A 20,948-nucleotide genomic window follows, 5' to 3' on the forward strand; every position below is an offset into this window, starting at 1 on the left:
CTTGGGAAGCTGCGATCAGGCGAGGCCCACTCAGGCACTGAGCTGGGCTGATGCCCAGGACGAGGTCTCATTGCTTTTGGCCGCATTCCCCGTTGTTCCCCGTTGTTGCCCGCTCTATCTGGTGCGCTTGTGGTGCGGTGGCGGCCGCGTCCTCGCTTGATGCCGCCGACTCGTCTGCTTCTCCGTACATGCTGATCCGGAGGCGCTCCTGGGCAGCCTCAAGCCGCTGGGCGTAGTCGGGCATGAAGACCTCGGCCAGCGTCCCGTCCAGCGTTCCTGAGATCGTGTGGATTGGTGACCAAACGGCTCGGTCGCGAATAATCCCCTCAAGGTCGTCGGACCGGAACATCACTTGGTACAGCCAGTCCGACAGCACGAACGCTTGATCGTGCGTGAGCCTGATGGTGATTGCGTCATCGTCCACGGCCTCAACCTAGCTGCCTTCACTCGTGATGTCGGGGTCCAGGTGTCCGCTCCACCACCACGCTTTCCAACTGTGGTGGTGGGACGGTGGGCGTTCGTTCGAGGGCGTTCACCTGGGTTCATGGGCGGCTTGCCGTCGCCACTGGGACGGTTTCGGGTCTTGTCTGAACGGCCGTGAACGCAGGTGAATGAGACGGAAAGTGAGACGGCGGGGCCGCGTCGGCAGGTTCCTGAGCGATGCTCCTTGATCCGCGTCCGAGGTGTGTCCCCTCGGTCGGGGCTAACGGGGCTTGTGGAGCTGCTCTGTTGACCCTTGGCTCTCGCTGCTTGTTATTTCCGGACGCTCCCACGGTCTCACTATCGGGTACTACAGTCCTTTGTTGTGCCATACGTCACATGACGGCGGCGTGGAGTGGCGGCTTGGGTGGGGCAGCCAAGTGCCCGAGTTGCGAGATCTGGGGGGTTTCATGCATGAGATGGTCAAGGGCTCGAACGTGGCGCTGGCGGCACTGAGCGAGAACGCCGGTTCGGTGATTGTGAGTTTGAGTTGGGTCAGCCCGACTGGTGAAGGCGATGCGGACGTGTCCGTTCTGCTGCTGGATGCCAATGGCAAGGTGCGCAGTGACAGCGACTTCTACTTCTACAACAACCCGGTTGCCGCTGACGGGAGTGTGCAACTGCTGGGGAAGACGCCGACGGAGAGCGGCGACGAGGACCGGATCAGCTTCGACCTGACTGCGGTCCCGTCCGGCATCGACCGGATCGTCGTGGCGGCGAGCCGCTACGAGGGAGCCGGCTTCGGGGAGCTGGAAGACCTGAAGATGACACTGGCCGATGGGGGCGGGGAGAGCCTTCTCCGGTTCGCCATCGATGACGCCGGGACGGTGAGCGCGATCATCTTCGGTGAGTTGTACCGGCGTGGGGAAGAGTGGAAGTTCCGTGCTGTCGGACAGGGCTACGACGCCGGCCTGGCCGGTCTGGCGGCGGACTTCGGCGTCGACATCGATGACGACGCGGACGCAGAGGAAGCACTGAACGATACAGAGAGCAGCGACCAGGCTGATACGGCTGTTCCGGCTCCGGCCGTTGAGCAGGAACAGCAGGTGACGCCAGGCTTGGTTCCGGCTCCCCGCCCGCCTGGCGACGAGGTGAAACCAAAGAAGGCGGCACGGCCTCGCACTGCGAAGAAGAAGGTCACTGTGCCCAGGGTGGCCAGGAAGTCTCTGGCGGACAATGAGTCCTGGAAGCAGGCCAGACTCTTTCCGGTGTCGGTACTCAAGAGCGACCGGGACCGGGAAATGCGCGCTACGTCGGTACTGCTGTCGGTGATGGCGCAGGTGCCCGAGTTCGGCCGGAGAATCACGGCGGCGTTCGGAGCACCGTCGGGCCGTATGGAGACGTTCACCGAGGTCTCCCTGCCGCACGGCGATACACCGCGACGCCCCGACGGGGTGGTCCGTGTCGAGCGGGCCGGCAAACTGTGGACCGCGCTGGTGGAGACCAAGACCAACGGCAACGCCCTTAAACCTGAGCAGGTGCAGGCATACGCGGACATCGCCGCACGCCGTGGCTACGAGGCCGTGATCACACTGTCGAACGACGTCGCGCTGGAAGGCAGCCCGCTCGTCGACGTCAAGATCGACGGACGGCGCAAGCACAAGGTGGCTCTCTGGCACCTGTCCTGGGCCGAAGTCACCTACCAGGCACAGATGTTGATCCGGCACGAGGGCGTCGGAGACAAGGCACATGCCTGGCTGCTCCAGGAACTGCTGTACTACCTGAGGCATGAGAACTCCGGCTGCCACGGCTTCCAGAACATGGGGGCGGCCTGGGTCCCTGTACGCAACGGAATCGATGACGAGACCCTGTGTCAGGGCGATCCGCGTGCCCTGGACGTGGTCGAGAGCTGGGAACGGCTCATCCGTCAGATGTGCCTCAGCCTCGGTGGCGAACTCGGACAGAAGGTACTGCCTGTCCAGCGCGCCAAGCGTGGAGCTGATCCAAAATCTCGCCGCAGCCTCTTGGCCGATCAGCTTTGCGTCGACGGCAGGCTTCAGGCAGAGCTCAGGATCGAGGGCGCACCCGGAATTCTGGCGATCAGCGCCGACCTGCGCACCGGCAAGCTCCGCAACTCCATCGAGATCCCCGCACCCGAGCAGGGTTACCCGTTGACCTGGGCCAAACGCCTCATCCGCCGCCTGGCCGAGGCACCGGCAGACCTCCACATCGAAACCCTGATCGAAGGAGAAACCGGGGGGCCACGGGGCACGCTGGAACGGCTCCGCCCGGAGCCGGCGGACATGCTCCCGAAGAGCAACGACACCCACATCACCGGCTTCCGCCTGTCCCTGTTCAAAAGCATGGGAAGCAGTCGTGGGAACGCCGAATCCGGCTTCATCCGCAGCGTCGACGACGCTGTGCACCGCTTCTACACCACCGTGGTAGTCCACCTGGACCGCCCGACGCCCCGGCAAGCATCAGCGAAGGAACGTGCCGGAACAGGGTGACGACCGTGGACGAAGCCACGTGCTTGCAAACGGGATGAGCGCCCTGAGCTTGGGAAGCTAGGGTTCTCCGCCCTCGATAGACGCGCTGACCTGCTGCGCAGCGGCGTCGCGACATGTGGATGTGCTCGGTGAGCGACCGCTGTTCCCCGTGGCTCCCCGCGCTATCTGGCACGGCCCTTACCGCGGCCCTGGCCGCTTGGGGACATCCTTGTCCATCAGCGCGTTGGTGAACTCAACCGCGAACCGGTGTGTCTCTGGTGACACGTCGGTGGGTTCGCTGGCGTACCAGCGGAAGGTGGCCGGGTTCCGCTCAGCCTCCTTCAACCAGTGGGCCAGGCGGTGAAGCTCTCCTTCGCTGAGCCTGGTGGCGGCCTGATGAACCCACGTCTCATCTGGCCCGGTGTACGTCCCCAGAGCAATAACGGCCAGCTCCACCACGTCCGGCGCGAAGACGGACCGGCAAAGATCACGGGTATCAGGAGAGACCGGCATACGCCGAGGATGCGGTGTCCAAGGTGGCAGGGCAATGGAGAGTCGTCGCCGACTTCGCACCCCTGACGCCGCCGGACTGCACAAGTGACCTCTTCGTTCCGAAGCAACTTGGGCGGAAGCTGGGCCTTGAGCCGGTGGGCCTCGGACCTGCCCTGATGGTCCGCAGACGTTCGTGGGCGTCCGCAGTTGTGCGTCTGCGTTGTCACTCAGTTAGACACTCACCCGCTCAACGGTCGATCGCCGACGGGTGCGTTGTCAGTGCTTGCGTCTATGGTCTCAAGCGCGCGGTCGGCTTCCGGGGGTTCCAGCTCTGAAGGGATGGCTTCATCCCCGGCCTGTCTGGGGGCGGCTCGGAGACTCGTCCGGGACCTAACCGACGGTCGGGCTTTGTCGATGGCCACGAGGTGACCTGCCAGCGCCGGCCGCGCGCCCCCTTCTCGCGGGGGCGGACGCACGCTTTCCAACTGTGGTGGTGGGCTCGGGGGTCTCGGATGGGGCCGTTCACCTGCGTTCATGGGCGGCCGGTCGTCTGAGTGGCTACCGCCTCCGGTCCGGTCTGAACGTCCGCGAACGGCGCTGAATGAGACGGAATTGGGGACGGGCGGCGGGGCCGGGCTCGCCAGCATCGTGGCTGTTGAAGGGGAACGCTATGGCACTGGTCCGCAAGGGATCACGACGGATAGTTGTTGACGGCACGGCCTACCGTTGGCGGCTGCGAGGCAGGCCGACGTACTTCCAGGGCTTGGCCTGGTCGCCGTGCACGTTCGCGATCGAGCACGCGGACACCCCGGGGGCGGCGCTCGTGGTCACCACCAACCAGCCGCATCCGAGCAACTGGATCGGTCGCGAGGCTGAGCCTGTACTGCCCTCCGGTGTCGCCGCGGCTGTTCGGCTTGCCCTGCGTGAGGGTTGGACTCCGACGGCTCCGGGCTCCGCGTTCCACCTCGACCAGTCCGTTGGTTTCACGCCTTCACACTGAACACCAGGGAATCGGTGAGCGTACTGTCGGCCTGCACTGACTCGGGAGGTAACCGATGTTGTACGCCCACGAGGTGGTCGTGAACGAGCTCGCGCAGGGACTCAGGCCGACGGCCGAGGGTGTCGAGTGGTTCGAGGGCCTCTCGGAGGATGGCCAACGCAAGGTCCTGCACTCACTGGTGGAGTTCTGCGGGCAGGCCCGCGCCTGCGAGGACGATGTGCCGGAGAGCATCGCGCGTTCTGGCATTCGTCCCACTCACACGCCGGCGGTGATGCTCACGAAGTGGCGTTTCGGGATGGCGGCGCTACCGGCCTATGAACTCACCAAGTCCTTCCGCCTGCTCGTCGCCCTCTTCAGCATTGCGGACACTCGCAGGCGGACGCGGCATTGCGCCGATGGGTGCGGTCACGAGTGGCACAATCTGTCGGGTTCGCTGCGGGATGCAACCTAGGTGTCTTCTTGCCCTGGGTCTTGCCGGGGATCTTGGTGAGCTGGGTTTTTGCTGGTCAGGGGCGGTGGAGTCGTGTGCCTGGTGGTCGTCGTTGGTCGTCATTGGCCACTGTTGAGTAGCGTCGGACGGCCCAGGGACGGCCCAGCCATGGGTCGCGTGGACGGCGTCAGTCGGCGGAGGCGGTTCGCCATTGCGCGGTGATGCACCCTTCTTCCATGTCCCACCACTCCTTGGCCACACCGTGGTTGAGCAACCGTTGCACCTTGGCGAGATCGGCGGTGGGAGGGACGTCCAAGGCGACCATGCGGAAGCGTTCTATGCCCTCGCCGCAGACGCCGAGTTCGTGAAAGGCGTTGAGCACGCTCTGCCGTGCGGCTTCCGAACCGCTGTCACGAAGCACGATGAGGCGGATGGTGCAGTTCTCCGAACGCCGAACGACCTCGCCGGCCCACCGCACGCCCTCCTCGTCGGGCTCCGTGGCCACGATGTCCCCGCAGGCAATGCCTCGGACGAACCAGGGGATGTTATCGAGCCGCGCAGTGCCGTCGCCTTGGTCGACCGCCCACAGACTCTCCACCGATGCCGGGGGCCAGTCGTCCTTGATCTCGAGTCGGAAGTGCACCTTCACGTACTGGCCCTCGGGGTTCGTCATGGTGCCCAGGATGCACAGCCCTGTCGCGCCGGCCGCGGGCGGGTGACGATGACATCTGCTCAAGCTGAATACGAGTTCGTCTGTGCCTCAGCCGACGACAGCCAGCCACGGCGTCGGGTGCGCCGATCGATCACGCACGCGTATGTCTCGCTGCACCCCCACCGGCCTCCGCCACGCTGCCGGTGCCGTCGACCAGAGCAAGCCACGACGGCCGACCCGCAATGAAGCTGCCTGAGCCCTCAGCTTGGGGACTGCGAGCACCAAACACGTCGCTCCTGGGGCCCTCAGACGTAGCACCTTGGTTGCGTATTCCGACCACTAACAGACACACTTCGCGTCAGGGTTCGGGGAGGCGTTCCAGGATGTACCAGTGGGGGAAACTTTCGGACCGCGACGCGGAGGAGATCGTTTGCGATCTCCTGTCCGCAGAGTGGGGCGTTCACGTAGAGAGGTTCCAAGCAGGGGCGGACGGGGGCGTTGATCTAAGGGTCAATGGACCGTGCGCCCCTCCCCTGAAGCTGCCGGAGGGAAGTTATGCGGTAGCACAGGTTAAGCACTATCCGACGGCAGCCCTAGCTCGCCTAAGGGCAACTTTTCAAAAAGAGGCAAAGCGCGGCGTCCATCGCCTCAGCTTTCGCTATTTTGCCGTCACAACTGCGCCTCTCAGCATCCATGGAAAGAACGAAATTGCCAAGCTATACAGTGAAGAGTTTCCCGTCTCTCAAATTCTAGGCCGGGAAGATCTTGAGTCCATGCTGGCCCGGCATCCCCGAGTGGAGCAACGTCATTTCAAGCTCTGGGTGGGCAATACGCTGAATCTGCAGCGCGTCCTTCGCTCAAAAGAAATCAGGCGAAGTAAGCACCTTGTAGAAGAACTTGCCAGGGACAGCGCTTATCTCGTTAACACCCGTGACGTCGACAGAGCAAGAAGCATTCTTGAATCGGAGGGTGCAGTAATTCTGTCGGGGCCGCCAGGCGTGGGAAAGACTTCGGCTGCGAAAATTCTGATAGGCGAGTGCATTTCGGCTGGGTGGGATCCTGTCGTCGCAGTCAACAACATCGATGAGGCGGAAGAGATTCTGGACGATGAAAGACGGCAGGTTGTCTTCTACGATGACTTTCTAGGATCCTCCCTCCGGACCGCCTTCCTGAATGGAAAGAATGAAGACGCCCGCATCGTCAGACTGCTCCAGGACGCCCGCCGTTCAGACAGTTTGCGTCTGATCCTGACTACGCGGGAATACATCCTGACGAATGCGAAAATGCACCATCAGAGACTTCAGGATACTAGCGTAGATCTATCTCGCCTTATCATGGACTCCTCGGATATGACGGCGCTGGAGAGGGCGGAAGTTCTATATCGGCAGATCTTTTTTTCCGGAGCCAATCCAGTGTTGCAGCAACCTCTAGCAGAGGCGGAATGGGTTGAGGTTATCAAGCATCGAAACTTTAACCCACGGTTGTCGCACTTCTATATCGACCGTGTGGCGAGCGTTGCACGTGGAGAAGATGCGTCGGCTCTAACCAGTCGAGAGCTTGCGCTGGGGCTTCTGCAGTCGTTCGAGTCGCCTCTGGATCTATGGAAGGGGATCTACGATGATCAGCTTACCGAGCTCCAGAGGTGCGTTCTGCAGGTGCTTAGCACGTTTCGCACACTGCTTTTCGATGACGCGGTGGAGATTGCGACGCGATACACGCAAGAAATTGGCGAGCCAGCCACCAAAAGTGAAATTCGTCAGGCTATGCGTGCGATAGATGGGGACTTCATCGAAATAAGCGACTTCTATAGTTTGCCACTGGTGGGGTTTGCCAACGCGTCCATCGGTGACTACGTGGCCTTTCGGCTCTCTGCCGACACTGCAGCCATCGAAGGGCTTCTGGCCAGTGCTGTCACGTTTTCGCAAGTGGAAGTGCTGGCAGGCCTCGTGACTCCAACAAGCGAGAAGGAGGCCTGGCTGGATGATGGGTCAGTGGATGAGACGGCCCAAATTAGCATCGACCGGTTCGCTTCTCCCGTAGCTATTTCGGGCCCGAAAGGGAAGGCGACGCGCAGGGCATTCGTCGAAGCTATGCTACGACTGTTCCCTTCCGGGATTTATGAATTTCATCCCGCTTATGGCAATGGATCGCAGCGGTGGAAAGTCATGCCGCCGTTGTCTGCTGAGCGCAGGATGAAAGCCATCTGGGATTTCGTCAGGAGCCATCGAATGGAGCAAGAGGCTTGGATCCCAGAGTCGCTGACCCAAGCCTTTCCCTCCGCACGCATTGCGAGCAAGGAAGGGATGTTGTCCCACCTATGGTTCACGCGCGGCATGTCTGATCATTCGCGCTGGAGTGAATTTCGCGAATGGCTCATAGATCATCTACGCGATTACTTCTTCAGTCAGGTGTTTGCTCCGGCCCACTTCTCTACTGCTCGAATCTATGCCCAGCGATATCGGGCACCGGGGCAAGTCGAGAGAGCCTCCCTTCGTCTTAATCTAGGACAAGCAGCATGGAAGTTTCTCGATGATCTGGAACATGAAGTGATTCGGATTAGCCAGAGTGACCTCCATGAAGATGTTGATTGTCTTATCACTGCGGCAGAATGGCTGGGTGTAGATATTGGGCAATTGGTTGCAGGTATTCGAGAATTTGAGGCCGCAACTTACGCTCGCGACTCAGCTCTCAAGGATCATGGGTCATCGCTGGAATTGGAAGCCGATGACCTCTTTCTCCAGGGTGATGACTTGCAGGGTGATTATTCGAGTGCACCTATCCGAATCTACCCGGCCAGCATTAGCAATCATGGCCTAGTTGTCGCGGCCAGAATTCTGGGGCGGCCATGAGAGGTCGGCGGAGCGGCTTTGGGGTGGCGCTGCTTTGGCGCGAGTGCTCATGGCCCCGTAAGCTTGCGGCGCGTCGGGCAGTCTGTGGACCTGCCCGGTAAAGCACGACGTTGGGGCCATGATCTTCGAGGCTCGCGCCAAAGTGGCTTCGTAAAGCCGTGTAGCCGACCGCCCCAGCCACGACGTGCCCCTTCTCTGAGGGCAAGCGGCTGATTGCTGTGCGCGCGGCACGGGCGCCGGCCGGGCTGGAGCGGGGCGGAGACAGGAGCGCAGGCCCGGCCGGGGGCCGGGCCGCGCGCGGTGAGCGGAGCGAGCCGCCTTGAACCCGTGAAGAAGGTTGTTACTCAGTCGCGGATAAAATGCTGTCCGGTCCCGGGAGATGCTTGACACTTCGGTCCCAGCTGATGGTTGACAGTGGCCGTGATCGGCTTTTCTGTGCACGTCGTTGCGGCGTGTGGCAGGAGGCCGGGATTGGCGCTGGTGGAGTTGTCGGTTGTCGAGCAGAGATACCGGGCTGTCCTGGCCGTGCTGGCGGGTGCGACGGTGACGGAGGTCGCCGCCCGGCTGGGTGTGTCCAGGCAGACGGTCAGCGGGTGGAAGTCCCGGTATGAGGCCTCGGGTCTGGCGGGGCTGGCGGATCGTTCCCGTAGGCCGGCGTCGTGTCCGCATCAGGCCTCTGCCGAGGCCGAGGCGGCGGTGTGCGAGCTGCGGCGCAAGCACCCGAAGTGGGGTCCGCGGCGGATCGCTCATGTGATGGAGCGGTCCGGGACAGTCACGCCGGTGCCGTCGCGGATGACCGTGTATCGGGTCCTGGTCCGTCATGGGCTGGTGGAGCCGGGGGTGCGGCGCCGGAAGCGGTCGGATTACAAGCGCTGGCAGCGGGATCGGCCGATGCAGCTGTGGCAGATGGACATTGTCGGCGGCGTGATGCTGGTCGACCCGGTGACCGGGGAGCTGACCGAGGCCAAGGTCGTGACGGGTGTGGATGACCATTCCCGGTACTGCGTGATCGCGTCGGTGGTGGAGCGGGCGACCGGGCGGGCGGTCTGCGCGGCCTTCGTCCGGGCCTTGCAGGCGTTCGGGGTGCCGGAGGAGGTGCTGACCGACAACGGCAAGCAGTTCACCGACCGGTTCGGGCAGGGCGGTGAGGTGCTGTTCGACCGGATCTGCCGGGAGAACGGGATCGCGCACCGGCTGACGCAGCCGGCGTCGCCGACCACGACGGGCAAGGTCGAGCGGTTCCATCAGACACTGCGGCGCGAACTTCTGGACGACTGCGGCGCGTTCGAGAGCATCGAGGCGGCTCAGGCGGCGCTGGATCGGTGGGTGCAGGAGTACAACTCGATGCGACCGCATCAGGCCCTGGACATGCAGTCTCCTGCCGATCGGTTCACGCCGGCGCCCGAGGAGGAGCGGGACGTCCTGGGCCTGAAGATTCCCGGAGTGCTGGCGCTGGTGCCGCAGCAGCGGACACCTCCAGCGGACCCGGACCCGGACCCGGAGCCGGACCCGGAGCCGGACCCGGACCCGGAGCCGGAGCCGGAGCCGGAGCCGGACCCGGAGCCGGACCCGGAGCCGGAGCCGGTTCCGGGTGAAGCCTCGGCTGTGCCCGCCGCCCTGCCTGAGGTGGTCCCGGCAGTGGTGCCGGTGGAGCCCGGTGGGCCGGTGGAGTTCGAGCGGGTGGTGCCGGCGAGTGGGAATCTGCAGGTCGCGGGCAAGCAGTTCTGGCTTGGCCCGGCCCGCTCAGGGCTGACGGTGACGTTCTGGGCAGACACCTCGGTGATCCATCTGCTGATCGCGGGAGCACGGATCAAGACCGTGCGGTCGCACTTGTCGGTGGCGGATCTGGGACGGCTGGCTGCCCGGGGCGGACGTGCGGCGGGACCGGCCCCGCTTCCGGCCGGCGACGGGGCGGCGGTCGAGGTCGACCGGGTGGTGAACAACAGCGGTCTGGTGGGCCTGGGCGGGCGCCAGGTGCTGGCGGCGGAGATCCTCGGAGGCCGTCAGGTGGGCATCCGCATCGACGACGAGACGCTGTCGTTCTTCGACCTGTCCTCGCGGGAGCTGCTGCGGGTGCGGCCCAACCCGCTCAGCCCCGACGAGGTCCAGCGTCTGCGCGGTCTGCGGCCCGCAGGCCCGCCGCCCAGGCCGAGCGTGGAGCCGGTCCGGGTGCAGCGGCGGGTCAGCGCTGTGGGCACCGTCATGGTCTGCCGCCAGACCGTCTCCCTCGGCCGCCCCTACGCAGGGCAGACGGTGACCGTGCATGTGTCGGACACGACGATCAGCGTCGACCTGGACGGCCAGGTCCGGGTCATCCGGCGGACCACCGACATCCCCGTCCGCCACGTGAAGGCGAACAAGCCCCACAAGATTTCCGATGTTGTCTAGGCCCACCGTCAAGCAACAGCTGGGACCAGAACGTCAAACATCACCTGGGACTAGACACGCGGATAAAATGCTCCAAAGTGGTGCATAGTACTTCTCCGGCCGGCTGCTGATGAGCATCTGGCGTAGTTCGTCTCGCTGGTTGCCGTTGAGGTTGAGGACCTCTGTGAGGTGGCGGAACGTCGTGTGGGTGACTCCGCGGCTACGGGCCTCGTTCTCGAACTCGTCGAGCTGGGGCAGCACGGTGCCAGGATCCAGCTCCACCGCTGGCTGATCCTTGAGCCATGCGGCCTTGTTGCGCTCGTAGTCGATTTCCGAGTAGCCGCAGATCTCGCGGCTGTGCGCCTCGGCCTGGTCCAGGGTGGTGGTCTTCAGGATGGCGCGGGCCAGTTGGTTGCGGTTCAGCGCGTCGTCCAGGTCGACTTCGTGGACCGTCGGGCCGGCGTCCGTGAGCGGGATGGGTAGTCCTGCGTCCCGTACTTGGCAGATGCCTCGGGTCCCTCGTGCTGTCGCAGCGAGCATCCCCGTTGCCTCGGACGGGTGCCACTCCAGGACTGAGCTGACGCGCTCCGCGTCCTCCGCGTTGAATGTGTGGATGAGGGGGCCGAGCAGACTGCGCACCTCGTCGAGCGGAAGTTCGCCGTCGAGGCCGGGTCCCGCCACCAAGAGCCGCACGGGAGCGTTCACCTGGCAGCACGCGCCCAGTGTCAGAGCGTCGGCAAGCGGGCTCTTGAGGGTCGGCTCATCGCCCCGCGCGAGGATGTCACCCCCCACGTCCAGGAGATCAATCGAAGACGGTGCCAACAGGCCGATCAGCTCGTTGAGTTGGCGCGTGATGCCTTCGGCGCCGTGGTGTGGGTCGATCAGGGCGAAGGTGTGTGGGAGCTCTGCCGCAAGTTGGGGGAGCGTGGAGCCTGCTGGAGCGATTGGGCGGGCTGCGGCCGGCACTGACCGGACGGATGTGGTGAGGGGCGAGAGTCCTGTGAAGTCGGAAGGGGCGCGGGGGCCCGGCACTGGGTCGACCAACAGGCGGTCCCATGCGTACGTAAGGATCACCGCCTGGCCGTCGTCGCCGTACAAGGCGGCGTCAAGCATTGCGGCGGCGACTGCGTCGCCCCCTCCTCCTGCTGCGACGATCAACCGCGTCATGTGCTCAACATTACGGGTTCCGGGTCTGGCCACCGACCCTATAGTGGCGAGTGGCCATAGCCACTTGGATGAGGAGGGGACATGCCTCAGATCGAAGAGGCGCAGCCGAAGTATCTCCAGATCGCCCACTACATCCGCGATCAGATCCTTCGGGGCGACCTGAGGCCGGGGGATGAGGTCCCCTCGGAACGGCAGCTTGCGGCCAATTGGAAGGTGTCCAGGCCGACGGCGGCGCGGTCCCTGGAAGCGCTGAGCCACCAGGGACTCGTGGAGAAGCGGCAGGGCTCGGGCACCTATGTGCGCAGTCTCGAAGTGAACCGGCGCGCACGGGAGTTGTACGGTCGGGCGCGGCAGACCGGGAAGATCTACACGCCTGGTGAGTACGCGGTCATCACGTCGGCCGGGTGGCTGGATGCGCCCGACTACGTCGCTGAGGCGCTGGGGCTGGTGAAGGATCGTCGGGCAGTGCACCGCCGGCGTGTGACCAACAACCAGGACGGGCCCATCACGCTCTCCACATCGTGGTTCGCGCCTGACGTCGGGCAGCGGGCGCCCAGGCTCCTGGACCCGGAGCGGATCCAAGAGGGCACGCTGATGTACGTCGAGAACACGACCGGTCGGCAGGGGAGTTACGCCGAGGACCGCATGTGTGCTCGGCAGGCGACCGACGAGGAGTCGGCGGACCTGCAACTTGAGCCTGGCTCACCGGTCCTGGTCGTGCACCACGTCGTCTTCGACCTGCAGGACCGGCCGTTGGAGTTCGCGGAAGCCACCTACCCGCCGCAGCGCTGGGCGTTCGAGCAGGGCTACCCCCTCACCTGATGAAGCACGCCATTTCAGCGAACGGCTTGCACAGCCCAAGTGGCTAATGCCACTATCCACTCAGTGGCTAAGGCCACTTGGAGAAGGGGGCGTGGTCGTGACGAGTCAGAGGTCGGTGCAGGGCGGGCACTTAGCTTGCCGGGCGTGCCGTGGTCGGGGTTGGAAGCGGGTCAGCTCGCGCTCCGCCCTGGCACTCTCCGCCGTCAACGACCGTGCCCGTGCCGCATCGAAACGGCGCTGCCTCGACTGCGACGGTAGCGGCAAGGAGTGAGCACGGATGGCCTACATGATCGACCGCTATCCCTCTGAGGACTCACCGCGACTCGGGGCGATGACCTTGTACCCAGTCGCGGAGTCCGCGGCCCTGTCCCGGCGCTGGTTCCGCAAGTTCATCGCCCCGTACAACCCGGCCTGCTCGGTCGACGACTGCGTGCTGATGATCTCGGAACTGGTCACCAACGCCATCCTCTACGGCGAGTCGGACGAGGTGTGGCGGGTGCGAGTGGAGTGGTTCCGGGAAGGCGCCTCGCTCAAGGTCGAGGTACACAACGCCGGCTTCCCGGCGAGGGTCCGCCTACGGCGACCGGACGCGGCCGACGCGCACGGACGCGGGCTGCTCCTCGTCGATTCGATCGCCGACTCCTGGCGCTGTGGGCCCAGTCGATTCGGCGGAACGGTCGTCTCCTTCGTGATGGCCGATGCCTGGCCTTCCTGAGGCGGGAGCGGGCACCCGGTACTGCGCCATCGGATTCCTCGCTAGTCTGGTTGACCAGTTGACTTGGCCAATCCCGACGGGCGGCGTTCATGGCGTATGAAGTGGAGGCACCCAAGTATGTACGCCTCGCCCAGACGATCCAGGGCCGCATCGAGGACGGCACGTACCCACCGGGCTCGAAGGTGCCCAGTGAGAATCAACTGGTGCAGGCGTTCGGCATGTCCCGGCCGACCGTCGTGCGGGCCCTTGAGTTGCTGAAGCGGGATGGCTGGCTGGAGTCCCGGCAGGGATACGGGACGATCGTGCGCGGTCGGCCGGCAGGTGTCGAGGAGAGGGACCGCCGTGGGCGGGAAGTGCTGGAGCGCGATGAATCGCAGAGTTCAGGACGCCTGATCGCTGTCGATCAGGTACCGGTTCCCGCGCGCGTTGCTTCAGTGCTCGGTCTGCCTAAGCGAGCCAAGGTCCTCATGCGCCGTTTCCTGGTCGTGGAGGACGGTGAACCCGTCGAACTGGTCTCGTCCTACTTCCCCGCCGGCCTGGTCGAGGGCACCGCCTTGCAGAGTGCCGATCTCCTGACCGGCGGCACCCGTGCGCACCTTGAGACGCGGAAGAAGGTTCGCTTCGATCATGTGACGGAGCGGGTGTCGGCCAGACTGCCCGAGCGTTCTGAGGCCGATCTCCTGGAGCTCCCGGACGGTGTGCCCGTCCTCAGCGTCCTGGTCGTCGCGTGCGACGCCTCAGGTCAGGCTCTGCAAGTCTCTGACGTGCTGCTCCCGGCTGACCGGCAGGAACTCGAAGACACGTACCGACTCGGCTGAACCTGGGGACGCCCACCGTGGCTTGGCTGGGACGGCTGATGCTCACGCGCGTCGTGTGGCGAGCCGGTACACCAGGTAGGTAAAGCCGAGGATGGCGTCGACCGCAGCCCATAGGCCGATCATGAGTCCCACGCCGATTGTGGTCCCGACGTCGTCGGCGTCCTTGCACAACTTCAGGTTGTCGCCCGTCAGCCCCTGGCAATCGTCGGGCGTACCGCTGCCGCTCGCGGCTCCCATGATCACGCCGATCAGAAACAGGATCTGGATGGCTAGGAAGATCCAGAGGAAGACTCGATGTCGCTTCTTTGGTCGGAGTGCCCCGCTCTCGTGTGGACTGCTTGCCGGTGCTTGCGGCTGTGCTGACCAGTCATCCGGCTGCTTTGCGGGTGTCTGTGGCTCGCGTGGATCCCACGACTGCGGCTCCTGAGCGCGGTGTTCTCTGCCCATGTCCGCCCTCCTCGTGTGGCTGGCTTCATGGTGCGCTTGCGTTAGCGCGTCCGCTCGTTGACGACCGCCAAGCCACTTGACAAGTCAACTTGGCATCCCTAATTTCGAACTTGCTAAGTCAACCTGTCAGGTGATGGGTTGGTTCATCTCAGAAGGAGAACTCTCAGTGCGTGTGATCCGCGTTGACGCCTCGACCGCGACGATCCTGCTCACCGAAGCGCCGGCGCCGAAGGTGCGCGACCGGCAGACCGGTGAGATCGCCAAGGACGCCGTGAGTGGTGAGGCGCTGATGACCGTCGGCGTCGTCTTCATCGACGAGGGGGACTCGTCGCTCATCCAGGTCACCGTTCCCGAAAGCGGTGTGACGGAGGGCCTGACCGTCGGCGCTCCCGTGTCCCTGCCGGGGCTCATCGCCCGGCCGTGGGAGAGCGTGTTCAACGGCCAGCAGCGGCACGGCATCGCCTACCGCGCTACCGCGATCGCGCCGGGTGCTTTTCCGGTCCCGGTCGCTCAGGCGGGCTGATCGTCGTGACGGACCTGATCACGTTGGCCGAGTTGGGCGCACCCCTCGCTGCGATAGGCGGCGCGGCCTACGTCCGGCACGCCAACCCGGCCGCGTACTGGTCCACGGTCGGGCTGCCGGTTTCGGTGGCCCGACTGCTGGCCTCGTACTCCTCGACCATGGACGCCTGCGGTCTGACCGTCGAGCCGTCCCGGTTGCGGGTGTTGGCCATCAAGGCGACCAGCCGTCGGGAGATCCGGCCGGTCCCGCCTCGGCGGGGCATCATCCGGCCCACTACGACCGGCCTGCGCGTCCGGCTCCGCCTCGCTCCCGGCCAGGAACCGGCCGACGTCGCCGCCTCGGCGGAACGACTCCGCCACGCCTGGGGCGTGCACGGCGTGTACGTCAAGGACGTCAAGCCCGGTGTCGTCGAATTGCGCCTCATCGGCTTCGACGTCCTGCGCAAGGTGCGCATGCCGCGGCGGACCGAGGGCGGATTCCTCAAAGTGCCGGTGGCCTTGAGGGAGGACGCGACCGCGTTCTTACGGGACTACCGCGCTGTGCCGCATGGACTCGTCCTCGGCGCGACGCTGTCGGGCAAGTCCATGTACCTGCGGAACCTCATTGCCGGGCTCTCGCGGCAGCCTGTCGCCCTGGTCGGCGTCGACTGCAAGCGGGGCGTCGAGCTGGCCCCGTTCGCCTCCCGCTTCACCGCGCTGGCCACCGACCCGGACGAGGCGGCCGAGCTGCTGCCCCTCCTGGTCAAGGAAATGGAGGACCGATACGACCTCATCAAGGCCCGGCAGGGCATCGCTCCCGGTACCCGCGACGAGGAGATCACCTCAGACATCTGGGGCCTGCCTGACAGCGAACGGCCTATCCCCATCGTGCTGTTCGTCGACGAGGTGGCCGAACTCTTCCTCGTCGCGACCCGCAAGGACGAGGAACGTCGCGACGAGATGGTCACCCACCTCATCCGCCTCGCCCAGCTGGGCCGGGCGGCCGGCATCTACCTGGAGGTCTGCGGGCAGCGCTTCGGTGCCGAGCTGGGCAAGGGCGCCACCATGCTCCGGGCCCAACTCACCGGCCGCGTCTGCCACCGCGTCAACGACGAAGCGTCGGCCAAGATGGCTTTGGGGGACATCGCCCCTGAAGCGGTCGACGCCTCCTGCGCCATCGCCGCCGAGCTGCCGGGCCTGGCTGTGGCCGGTGACACCTCCGGCGGCTGGTCCCGCATCCGCACCCCGTACCTGTCCCTCGCCGCTGCTGCGGCCACCTGCCGCGAAACGGCCCACCTCGCCCCACACGTTCCGGCGCTCATGCCCTTCCGGCCGTACGTCCCGCCTGTCGCCCTCGACCGCCCCGAACCGGCTCCCGCCGCGCGCCGCGCCTCCGACACACAGGGGGACTGATCGATGCGCACCCCCAGCATCCGCATCGACCCCATCCTCATTCAAGCGGCCATCGCTGCCGCGCTCTCCTTCGCCCACCTGCACGACCTCGCTGCGGCGGCCGGGCAGGACGGTTGGAAGGCGTGGGCCTATCCGATCAGCGTTGACCTGCTCCTCGTTGCGGCCTGGCGGCGGCTGCGCTTTGGTACGGCGAAAGCCGCCGGCTGGTGCTGGTTCGTCGTCGCTTTGGCCGCGTCGCTGGGCGCGAACGTCGCCACCGCCGGCCTGCTCGACCTCGGCGACGTCCCGGCCTGGCTGCGCATCCTCGTCGCCGGATGGCCCGCCGTCGCCTTCCTCGGCGGAACACTCCTCGCGCACGGCACCCCGGACCGCGACGAGGCGCCGGTGTCGGACCAGGACGAGACACCCGCCACGCCCGTCACGACGACCGCCCCTGAGCTGCCCGCCGCCGCTCCACAGCCGGCCGCACCGCCCACCGCCGCCCCCGTCCCGCCCGCGCTCGTCGCCCTCGCCCGCAAGGTCGCCGACGACCACCGCACCCGGACCGGGACGGACATCGACACCCCGACCCTTCGCACCCGCCTCGGCGTTCCGCTCCCGCTCGCCGAAGCCATCGCAGCCCAACTCACCTGATCTCGGAGGACTTTCCACCTTGCGCCCGTCCACGCTCCGCACGCTCAACCGCGCCGCCGAGCTGACCCGTCAGAACCGCCTCACCGAAGCAATGCTCATCGCCGAACCCGTGATCCTCACCGCCGACGAGTACGAGGGCGCAGAGATCCGGCGCTGGCTGCTCGACCACGTCGCCGACTTCACCGGCGAGAACCACGACGAACCGAAGGAGCTGCCCTGATGCCCGCCAACCGCCGCTTCCGCCGAGTCGTCCGCATCGGACCCGTCCAGGTCGGCACCGCCTATGACGGCCGCGGCCGCGAGAAGCACACCGTCGTCTGCACCGCCCCGCGCTGCGGCTTCTCCAACGACTTGGACACCCGCGCCGCCGCCGAGCTCGCCGCCCGCACCCATCGCTGCCGCGTCCGCTGAGGAGACCCCTGTGACCGTCTCGCTCCCGCTCGTCTTCGTCCTGGGCGTCATCGCCTGGGCCGCGATCAAATTCCTCGGCGTGCGCATGTGGGTCGCCGTCGTGATCGCCCTGTTCGGCTTCTGGCTCTCCCATACCTTCCTCGCCCCCGCCATCGAGTCCGGCACCCGCTCCGGGGTCGGCGTCGTCAACGGCGACAACCGCTGAAAGGGAGCTCCGCCATGTTCCGTCCCAAGCTGCCCGACGTCCCCACTCCGCCGCCGACCCTCATCCCGCAGCAGCACCACCAGCACAACCCGGCTCCGACCTCCGCCGGCCGCTCGCTCAGCCCCTACGCGGGCCCGGTCGCCGCCGTCCTCGTCGGCGGAGTCGTCCTCACCGCGCTCCTGGCGGCCGTCGCCATCACGGCCATCTCCGTGGCCATCGCCGCCGTGGTCCTGCGCTCCCTGCTCAACAACGCCAGCAGGCGCTGACCGGCCGCCGGGGCGGCAAACGCCGCCAAGCATCCCGCCGCCCCGGGGCCGTCCCTCCCAACCGCAGAAACAGCCGAAAGGAACCACCATCATCACCCGGCAGACTCCGCCCCCGCTGGCGGAACTCTCCATGCTGGCCTCTCTCGGCACCATGCCCGAGCTGGCCCGCCAACTCTCCGGCCTGGGTGGCTGCACCCATCCCGTCCGTCTCGACGGCCACCGCACCGAATACGCCGTCGACACGGCAACCGGCGAGATCGGCCGAACCCTGCACCACCTCGACTCGACCGCCCTGCCGGCCGGCCAACTCCTCGTCCGCTGCAACAACCGCCGTGCGACCCGCTGCCCGGCCTGCGCCGAGACCTACCGCCGCGACACCTACCACCTGATCACCGCCGGACTCCACGGCGGCAAAGGCACCTCGGACCAGGTCGCCACACACCCACGCGTCTTCGCCACCTTCACCGCCCCCAGCTTCGGCCCAGTCCACAACCGCCGCACCGACGGACGCCCCTGCCGCTGCGGCGCCCGGCACGACGAGAACGACGGCGCGCTCGGCACACCCCTCGACCCGGACCGCTACGACTACGAAGCGGCCGTCCTCTGGAACGCCCACGCCGGGCACCTCTGGCGGCGCTTCTCCATCTACCTCCGCCGGGAGATCGCCAAGCGCGCCGGCCTCACCCAACGCACCTTCCGCGACCATGCACGCATCTCCTTCGCCAAGGTCGCCGAGTACCAGAAACGCGGTGCCGTGCACTTCCACGCGGTCATCCGCATCGACGGCCCGGAAGGCGGCGACACCCCACCACCCACCTGGGCGACGGCGGAACTCCTGACGGACGCCGTCCAGGCCGCAGCCACTGCCGCCCGCGTCGACGGTCCGACCATCGACGGACGCGCACACACCTTCGCCTTCGGCCGCCAACTCGACGTCCGCACGATCCGATCCGCCGACTTCGACCACGGTCAGGAGCTCACCGAACGAGCCGTCGCCGCCTACATCGCCAAGTACGCCACCAAAGGCGCTGAGACGGCGACCGGCACCCTCGATCGCCCGCTCAAGTTCCTCGCCGAGCTCGCCCAGGTCCGCATCTCCGACCACGCCCGACGCATGATCCGCGTCGCGTGGACCCTCGGCGCACGTCCCGATCTCACCGAGCTCCGCCTGCGCGCCTGGGCCCACATGCTCGGCTTCCGCGGCCACTTCTCCACCAAGTCCCGCCGCTACTCCACCACCCTCGGCGCACTCCGCGACGCCCGCGCTGAATGGCGCCGCGCCCAAGTCGCTGCGGCCGTCGAGGCAGAGCCGATGGAGCCGACGGAAACCACCCTCGTCCTCTCGCACTGGGTCTTCGCCGGAACGGGCCTCTCCCGCGCCGAAGCCTGGCTATCCGCATCCCTCGAACCCGCCCCCGGAACGGAAGGAGAGCCCACCCGATGACCGACCGCTACCTGTCCGTCGACCAGGTCGCCGAGCTGCTCGGCACGACCGCCCGCTTCCCTCGGCGGCTGATCGAGGAGCGGCGCATCCGGTACGTGAAGGTCGGCCGGCACGTCCGCATCCCCGAGAGCGCGGTCGAGGAGTTCATCCGGTCCCGCACCGTCGAGCCGATCCGGCTTCGTCGCACTGTCATTCGGAGGGCTGCCTGATGGCCAACAAGAAGGGGAGGCGTCGCCGCTTCGGTGCGGTGCGCCAGTACCGGTCTGGCAAGTGGACGGCCTCGTACCTCGGGCCCGACGGTGAGCGCATCCGTGCGGAAGAGACCTTCGCTACCAAGAAGGACGCGGAGATCTGGCTGTCCCAGGTTGAGGCTGACCTCAGCCGCGGGGATTGGCGCGCTCCCGACGCTGGTGCGGTCAACTTCCGGATCTACGCCGAGAAGTGGGTCGAGGAACGGGAGTTGGCTATTCGCTCCGTCGATCTATACGAAGATCTGTTCCGGCTCCACATCTTTCCGACGTTCGGGACCCTCGACCTGGACGAGATCACGGCTCCTCGTGTCCGGGAGTGGCGTGCTGAACGCCTGCGCACCACGGGCGCGAAGACCACGGTCGCCAAGGCGTACAGGCTCGTGAAAAGCATCATGGAAACCGCCGTCGACGACGAACTGATCAGCCGCAATCCCTGCCGCATCAAGGGCGCGGGTAAGGAGTCGGCTGCCGAGCGTCGTATCGCTACCGTGGCCCAGGTCGATGCCCTCGCCGAAGCGATCGGTATCCGTTGGCGGCTCATGGTCTACCTCGGCGCCTACGGCCCGATGCGCCCCGAGGAGCTGGCCGGCCTGCGCCGCCGGGACGTCGACCCCGACGACATGGTGATCCGCGTCCGAGTCGCCGAACCCGAGCGGACCAACGGCAAACGCGCCCCTGGCGAGACCAAGTCCGGCGCAGGGGTCCGGGCCGTCGTACTCCCCACCTTCCTGCACAAAGAGGTGAAGCAACACCTCGCCTGGTTCGCCGAGAAGGGGCCTGACGGCCTGGTCTTCGTCGGTGAGAAAGGGGCTCCCTTCCGGCGCACCTCCTTCGGCCGCAAGTGGCGGCGCGCCCGCACCGCCGCCGGTCTCCCGGACGGATTCCGCTTCTACGACCTTCGTCACACCGGGCACACGCTCTCGACTCGTTCGGGCGCCACCCTGAAGGACACGATGGTCCGCGCCGGCCAGTCCTCCGAGAAAGCGGCGCTGATCTACCAGCACTCCGACGAGGAGCGGCAGCGGGACCTCGCGGCCGGGCTCGACGACCTGGTCCGCGCCGAGCGTGCGAAGCACCACAAGGGCAAGGATCACGACCCCGCGCACCACGACGAGAAGGCCACGGGCAGCTAGTGCTGTGACCGGATTGGTTCACC

General features: G+C 66.1%; 23 protein-coding genes. 18 read left to right on the forward strand and 5 right to left on the reverse strand.

Features of this window, described 5'->3' with window-relative positions; translation table 11 throughout:
* Nucleotides 1-67 precede the first annotated feature (67 nt).
* Nucleotides 68-424: a hypothetical protein gene (locus QA802_RS22200; protein WP_334525502.1), complete on the reverse strand. Its 357-nt coding sequence runs from the start codon at nt 422-424 to the stop codon at nt 68-70.
* A 466-nt stretch (nt 425-890) separates the two neighbouring features.
* On the opposite strand from QA802_RS22200, the gene QA802_RS22205 reads away from it, so the two are divergent.
* Nucleotides 891-2,930 (forward strand): TerD family protein, encoded by a 2,040-nt coding sequence (locus tag QA802_RS22205; RefSeq protein ID WP_334525505.1) that lies wholly within the window; start codon nt 891-893, stop codon nt 2,928-2,930.
* A gap of 177 nt (nt 2,931-3,107) precedes the next feature.
* Here QA802_RS22205 and QA802_RS22210 read toward each other — a convergent pair whose 3' ends face one another.
* Complete coding sequence (locus tag QA802_RS22210) at nt 3,108-3,422, reverse strand: hypothetical protein (RefSeq protein WP_334525507.1); 315 nt, start codon at nt 3,420-3,422, stop codon at nt 3,108-3,110.
* A gap of 649 nt (nt 3,423-4,071) precedes the next feature.
* Between QA802_RS22210 and QA802_RS22215 the strand changes: the two genes are divergently transcribed.
* Both QA802_RS22215 and QA802_RS22220 read left to right on the forward strand, forming a co-directional pair.
* On the forward strand, nt 4,072-4,401 hold the full coding sequence (locus tag QA802_RS22215; RefSeq protein ID WP_334525509.1) for a hypothetical protein: 330 nt from the start codon (nt 4,072-4,074) through the stop codon (nt 4,399-4,401).
* A gap of 79 nt (nt 4,402-4,480) precedes the next feature.
* Nucleotides 4,481-4,852 carry a DUF5958 family protein gene (locus QA802_RS22220; RefSeq protein WP_334525511.1) on the forward strand — a complete coding sequence of 124 codons (372 nt, stop codon included), beginning with the start codon at nt 4,481-4,483 and terminating at the stop codon, nt 4,850-4,852.
* A 166-nt stretch (nt 4,853-5,018) separates the two neighbouring features.
* Here QA802_RS22220 and QA802_RS22225 read toward each other — a convergent pair whose 3' ends face one another.
* On the reverse strand, nt 5,019-5,504 hold the full coding sequence (locus tag QA802_RS22225; RefSeq protein WP_334525514.1) for a DUF4265 domain-containing protein: 486 nt from the start codon (nt 5,502-5,504) through the stop codon (nt 5,019-5,021).
* Nucleotides 5,505-5,866: 362 nt separating this feature from the next.
* On the opposite strand from QA802_RS22225, the gene QA802_RS22230 reads away from it, so the two are divergent.
* Both QA802_RS22230 and QA802_RS22235 read left to right on the forward strand, forming a co-directional pair.
* Nucleotides 5,867-8,332, forward strand: a complete 2,466-nt coding sequence (locus QA802_RS22230) for an nSTAND3 domain-containing NTPase (protein WP_334525517.1) — start codon at nt 5,867-5,869, stop codon at nt 8,330-8,332.
* A 486-nt stretch (nt 8,333-8,818) separates the two neighbouring features.
* Nucleotides 8,819-10,720: an IS481 family transposase gene (locus QA802_RS22235; RefSeq protein ID WP_334534798.1), complete on the forward strand. Its 1,902-nt coding sequence runs from the start codon at nt 8,819-8,821 to the stop codon at nt 10,718-10,720.
* Nucleotides 10,721-10,753: 33 nt separating this feature from the next.
* On the opposite strand, the gene QA802_RS22240 is transcribed toward QA802_RS22235, so the two are convergent.
* Nucleotides 10,754-11,866 (reverse strand): DUF1152 domain-containing protein, encoded by a 1,113-nt coding sequence (locus QA802_RS22240; protein WP_334525520.1) that lies wholly within the window; start codon nt 11,864-11,866, stop codon nt 10,754-10,756.
* An 81-nt stretch (nt 11,867-11,947) separates the two neighbouring features.
* Between QA802_RS22240 and QA802_RS22245 the strand changes: the two genes are divergently transcribed.
* The 3 genes from QA802_RS22245 to QA802_RS22255 all read left to right on the forward strand — a co-directional run bounded on the left by QA802_RS22245 (nt 11,948) and on the right by QA802_RS22255 (nt 14,221).
* Nucleotides 11,948-12,688, forward strand: a complete 741-nt coding sequence (locus tag QA802_RS22245; protein WP_334525524.1) for a GntR family transcriptional regulator — start codon at nt 11,948-11,950, stop codon at nt 12,686-12,688.
* A gap of 277 nt (nt 12,689-12,965) precedes the next feature.
* Nucleotides 12,966-13,403, forward strand: coding sequence for an ATP-binding protein (locus QA802_RS22250; RefSeq protein WP_334525527.1), 438 nt, complete (start codon nt 12,966-12,968; stop codon nt 13,401-13,403).
* 89 nt (nt 13,404-13,492) lie between these two features.
* On the forward strand, nt 13,493-14,221 hold the full coding sequence (locus QA802_RS22255) for a GntR family transcriptional regulator (protein ID WP_334525530.1): 729 nt from the start codon (nt 13,493-13,495) through the stop codon (nt 14,219-14,221).
* Nucleotides 14,222-14,263: 42 nt separating this feature from the next.
* Here the strand turns inward: QA802_RS22255 and QA802_RS22260 are convergent, their stop codons facing one another.
* Entirely contained in the window at nt 14,264-14,668 is a 405-nt protein-coding gene (locus tag QA802_RS22260) for a hypothetical protein (RefSeq protein ID WP_334525533.1), read from the reverse strand.
* 166 nt (nt 14,669-14,834) lie between these two features.
* Here QA802_RS22260 and QA802_RS22265 point away from each other — a divergent pair, with 166 nt between their 5' ends.
* The 10 genes from QA802_RS22265 to QA802_RS22310 all read left to right on the forward strand — a co-directional run bounded on the left by QA802_RS22265 (nt 14,835) and on the right by QA802_RS22310 (nt 20,925).
* The gene (locus QA802_RS22265; RefSeq protein WP_057603435.1) at nt 14,835-15,191 is read left to right on the forward strand and encodes an SCO3933 family regulatory protein; all 357 of its coding nucleotides are present in this window, start codon (nt 14,835-14,837) and stop codon (nt 15,189-15,191) included.
* Between the two features lie 5 nt (nt 15,192-15,196).
* Nucleotides 15,197-16,582 carry an FtsK/SpoIIIE domain-containing protein gene (locus QA802_RS22270; protein ID WP_334525539.1) on the forward strand — a complete coding sequence of 462 codons (1,386 nt, stop codon included), beginning with the start codon at nt 15,197-15,199 and terminating at the stop codon, nt 16,580-16,582.
* A gap of 3 nt (nt 16,583-16,585) precedes the next feature.
* Entirely contained in the window at nt 16,586-17,215 is a 630-nt protein-coding gene (locus tag QA802_RS22275; protein ID WP_334525542.1) for a DUF2637 domain-containing protein, read from the forward strand.
* Nucleotides 17,216-17,234: 19 nt separating this feature from the next.
* Nucleotides 17,235-17,435 carry a hypothetical protein gene (locus QA802_RS22280; protein WP_334525545.1) on the forward strand — a complete coding sequence of 67 codons (201 nt, stop codon included), beginning with the start codon at nt 17,235-17,237 and terminating at the stop codon, nt 17,433-17,435.
* Complete coding sequence (locus QA802_RS22285) at nt 17,435-17,626, forward strand: mobile element transfer protein (protein ID WP_334525548.1); 192 nt, start codon at nt 17,435-17,437, stop codon at nt 17,624-17,626. Before QA802_RS22280 ends, QA802_RS22285 begins: the two co-directional genes overlap by 1 nt.
* 10 nt (nt 17,627-17,636) lie before the next feature.
* Nucleotides 17,637-17,831 carry a hypothetical protein gene (locus QA802_RS22290; RefSeq protein ID WP_037680541.1) on the forward strand — a complete coding sequence of 65 codons (195 nt, stop codon included), beginning with the start codon at nt 17,637-17,639 and terminating at the stop codon, nt 17,829-17,831.
* Between the two features lie 14 nt (nt 17,832-17,845).
* Nucleotides 17,846-18,097 carry a SpdD protein gene (locus tag QA802_RS22295; RefSeq protein ID WP_334525557.1) on the forward strand — a complete coding sequence of 84 codons (252 nt, stop codon included), beginning with the start codon at nt 17,846-17,848 and terminating at the stop codon, nt 18,095-18,097.
* A 130-nt stretch (nt 18,098-18,227) separates the two neighbouring features.
* Nucleotides 18,228-19,541, forward strand: coding sequence for a replication initiator (locus QA802_RS22300; protein ID WP_334525559.1), 1,314 nt, complete (start codon nt 18,228-18,230; stop codon nt 19,539-19,541).
* Nucleotides 19,538-19,750 (forward strand): excisionase family DNA-binding protein, encoded by a 213-nt coding sequence (locus QA802_RS22305; RefSeq protein WP_334525562.1) that lies wholly within the window; start codon nt 19,538-19,540, stop codon nt 19,748-19,750. Before QA802_RS22300 ends, QA802_RS22305 begins: the two co-directional genes overlap by 4 nt.
* Nucleotides 19,750-20,925 carry a tyrosine-type recombinase/integrase gene (locus QA802_RS22310; RefSeq protein ID WP_334525565.1) on the forward strand — a complete coding sequence of 392 codons (1,176 nt, stop codon included), beginning with the start codon at nt 19,750-19,752 and terminating at the stop codon, nt 20,923-20,925. The genes QA802_RS22305 and QA802_RS22310 overlap by 1 nt, the downstream gene beginning before the upstream one ends.
* The last annotated feature ends 23 nt before the right edge of the window (nt 20,926-20,948 follow it).

Origin of the sequence: Streptomyces sp. B21-105 (assembly GCF_036898465.1) — a bacterium.
Lineage (GTDB): Bacteria > Actinomycetota > Actinomycetes > Streptomycetales > Streptomycetaceae > Streptomyces.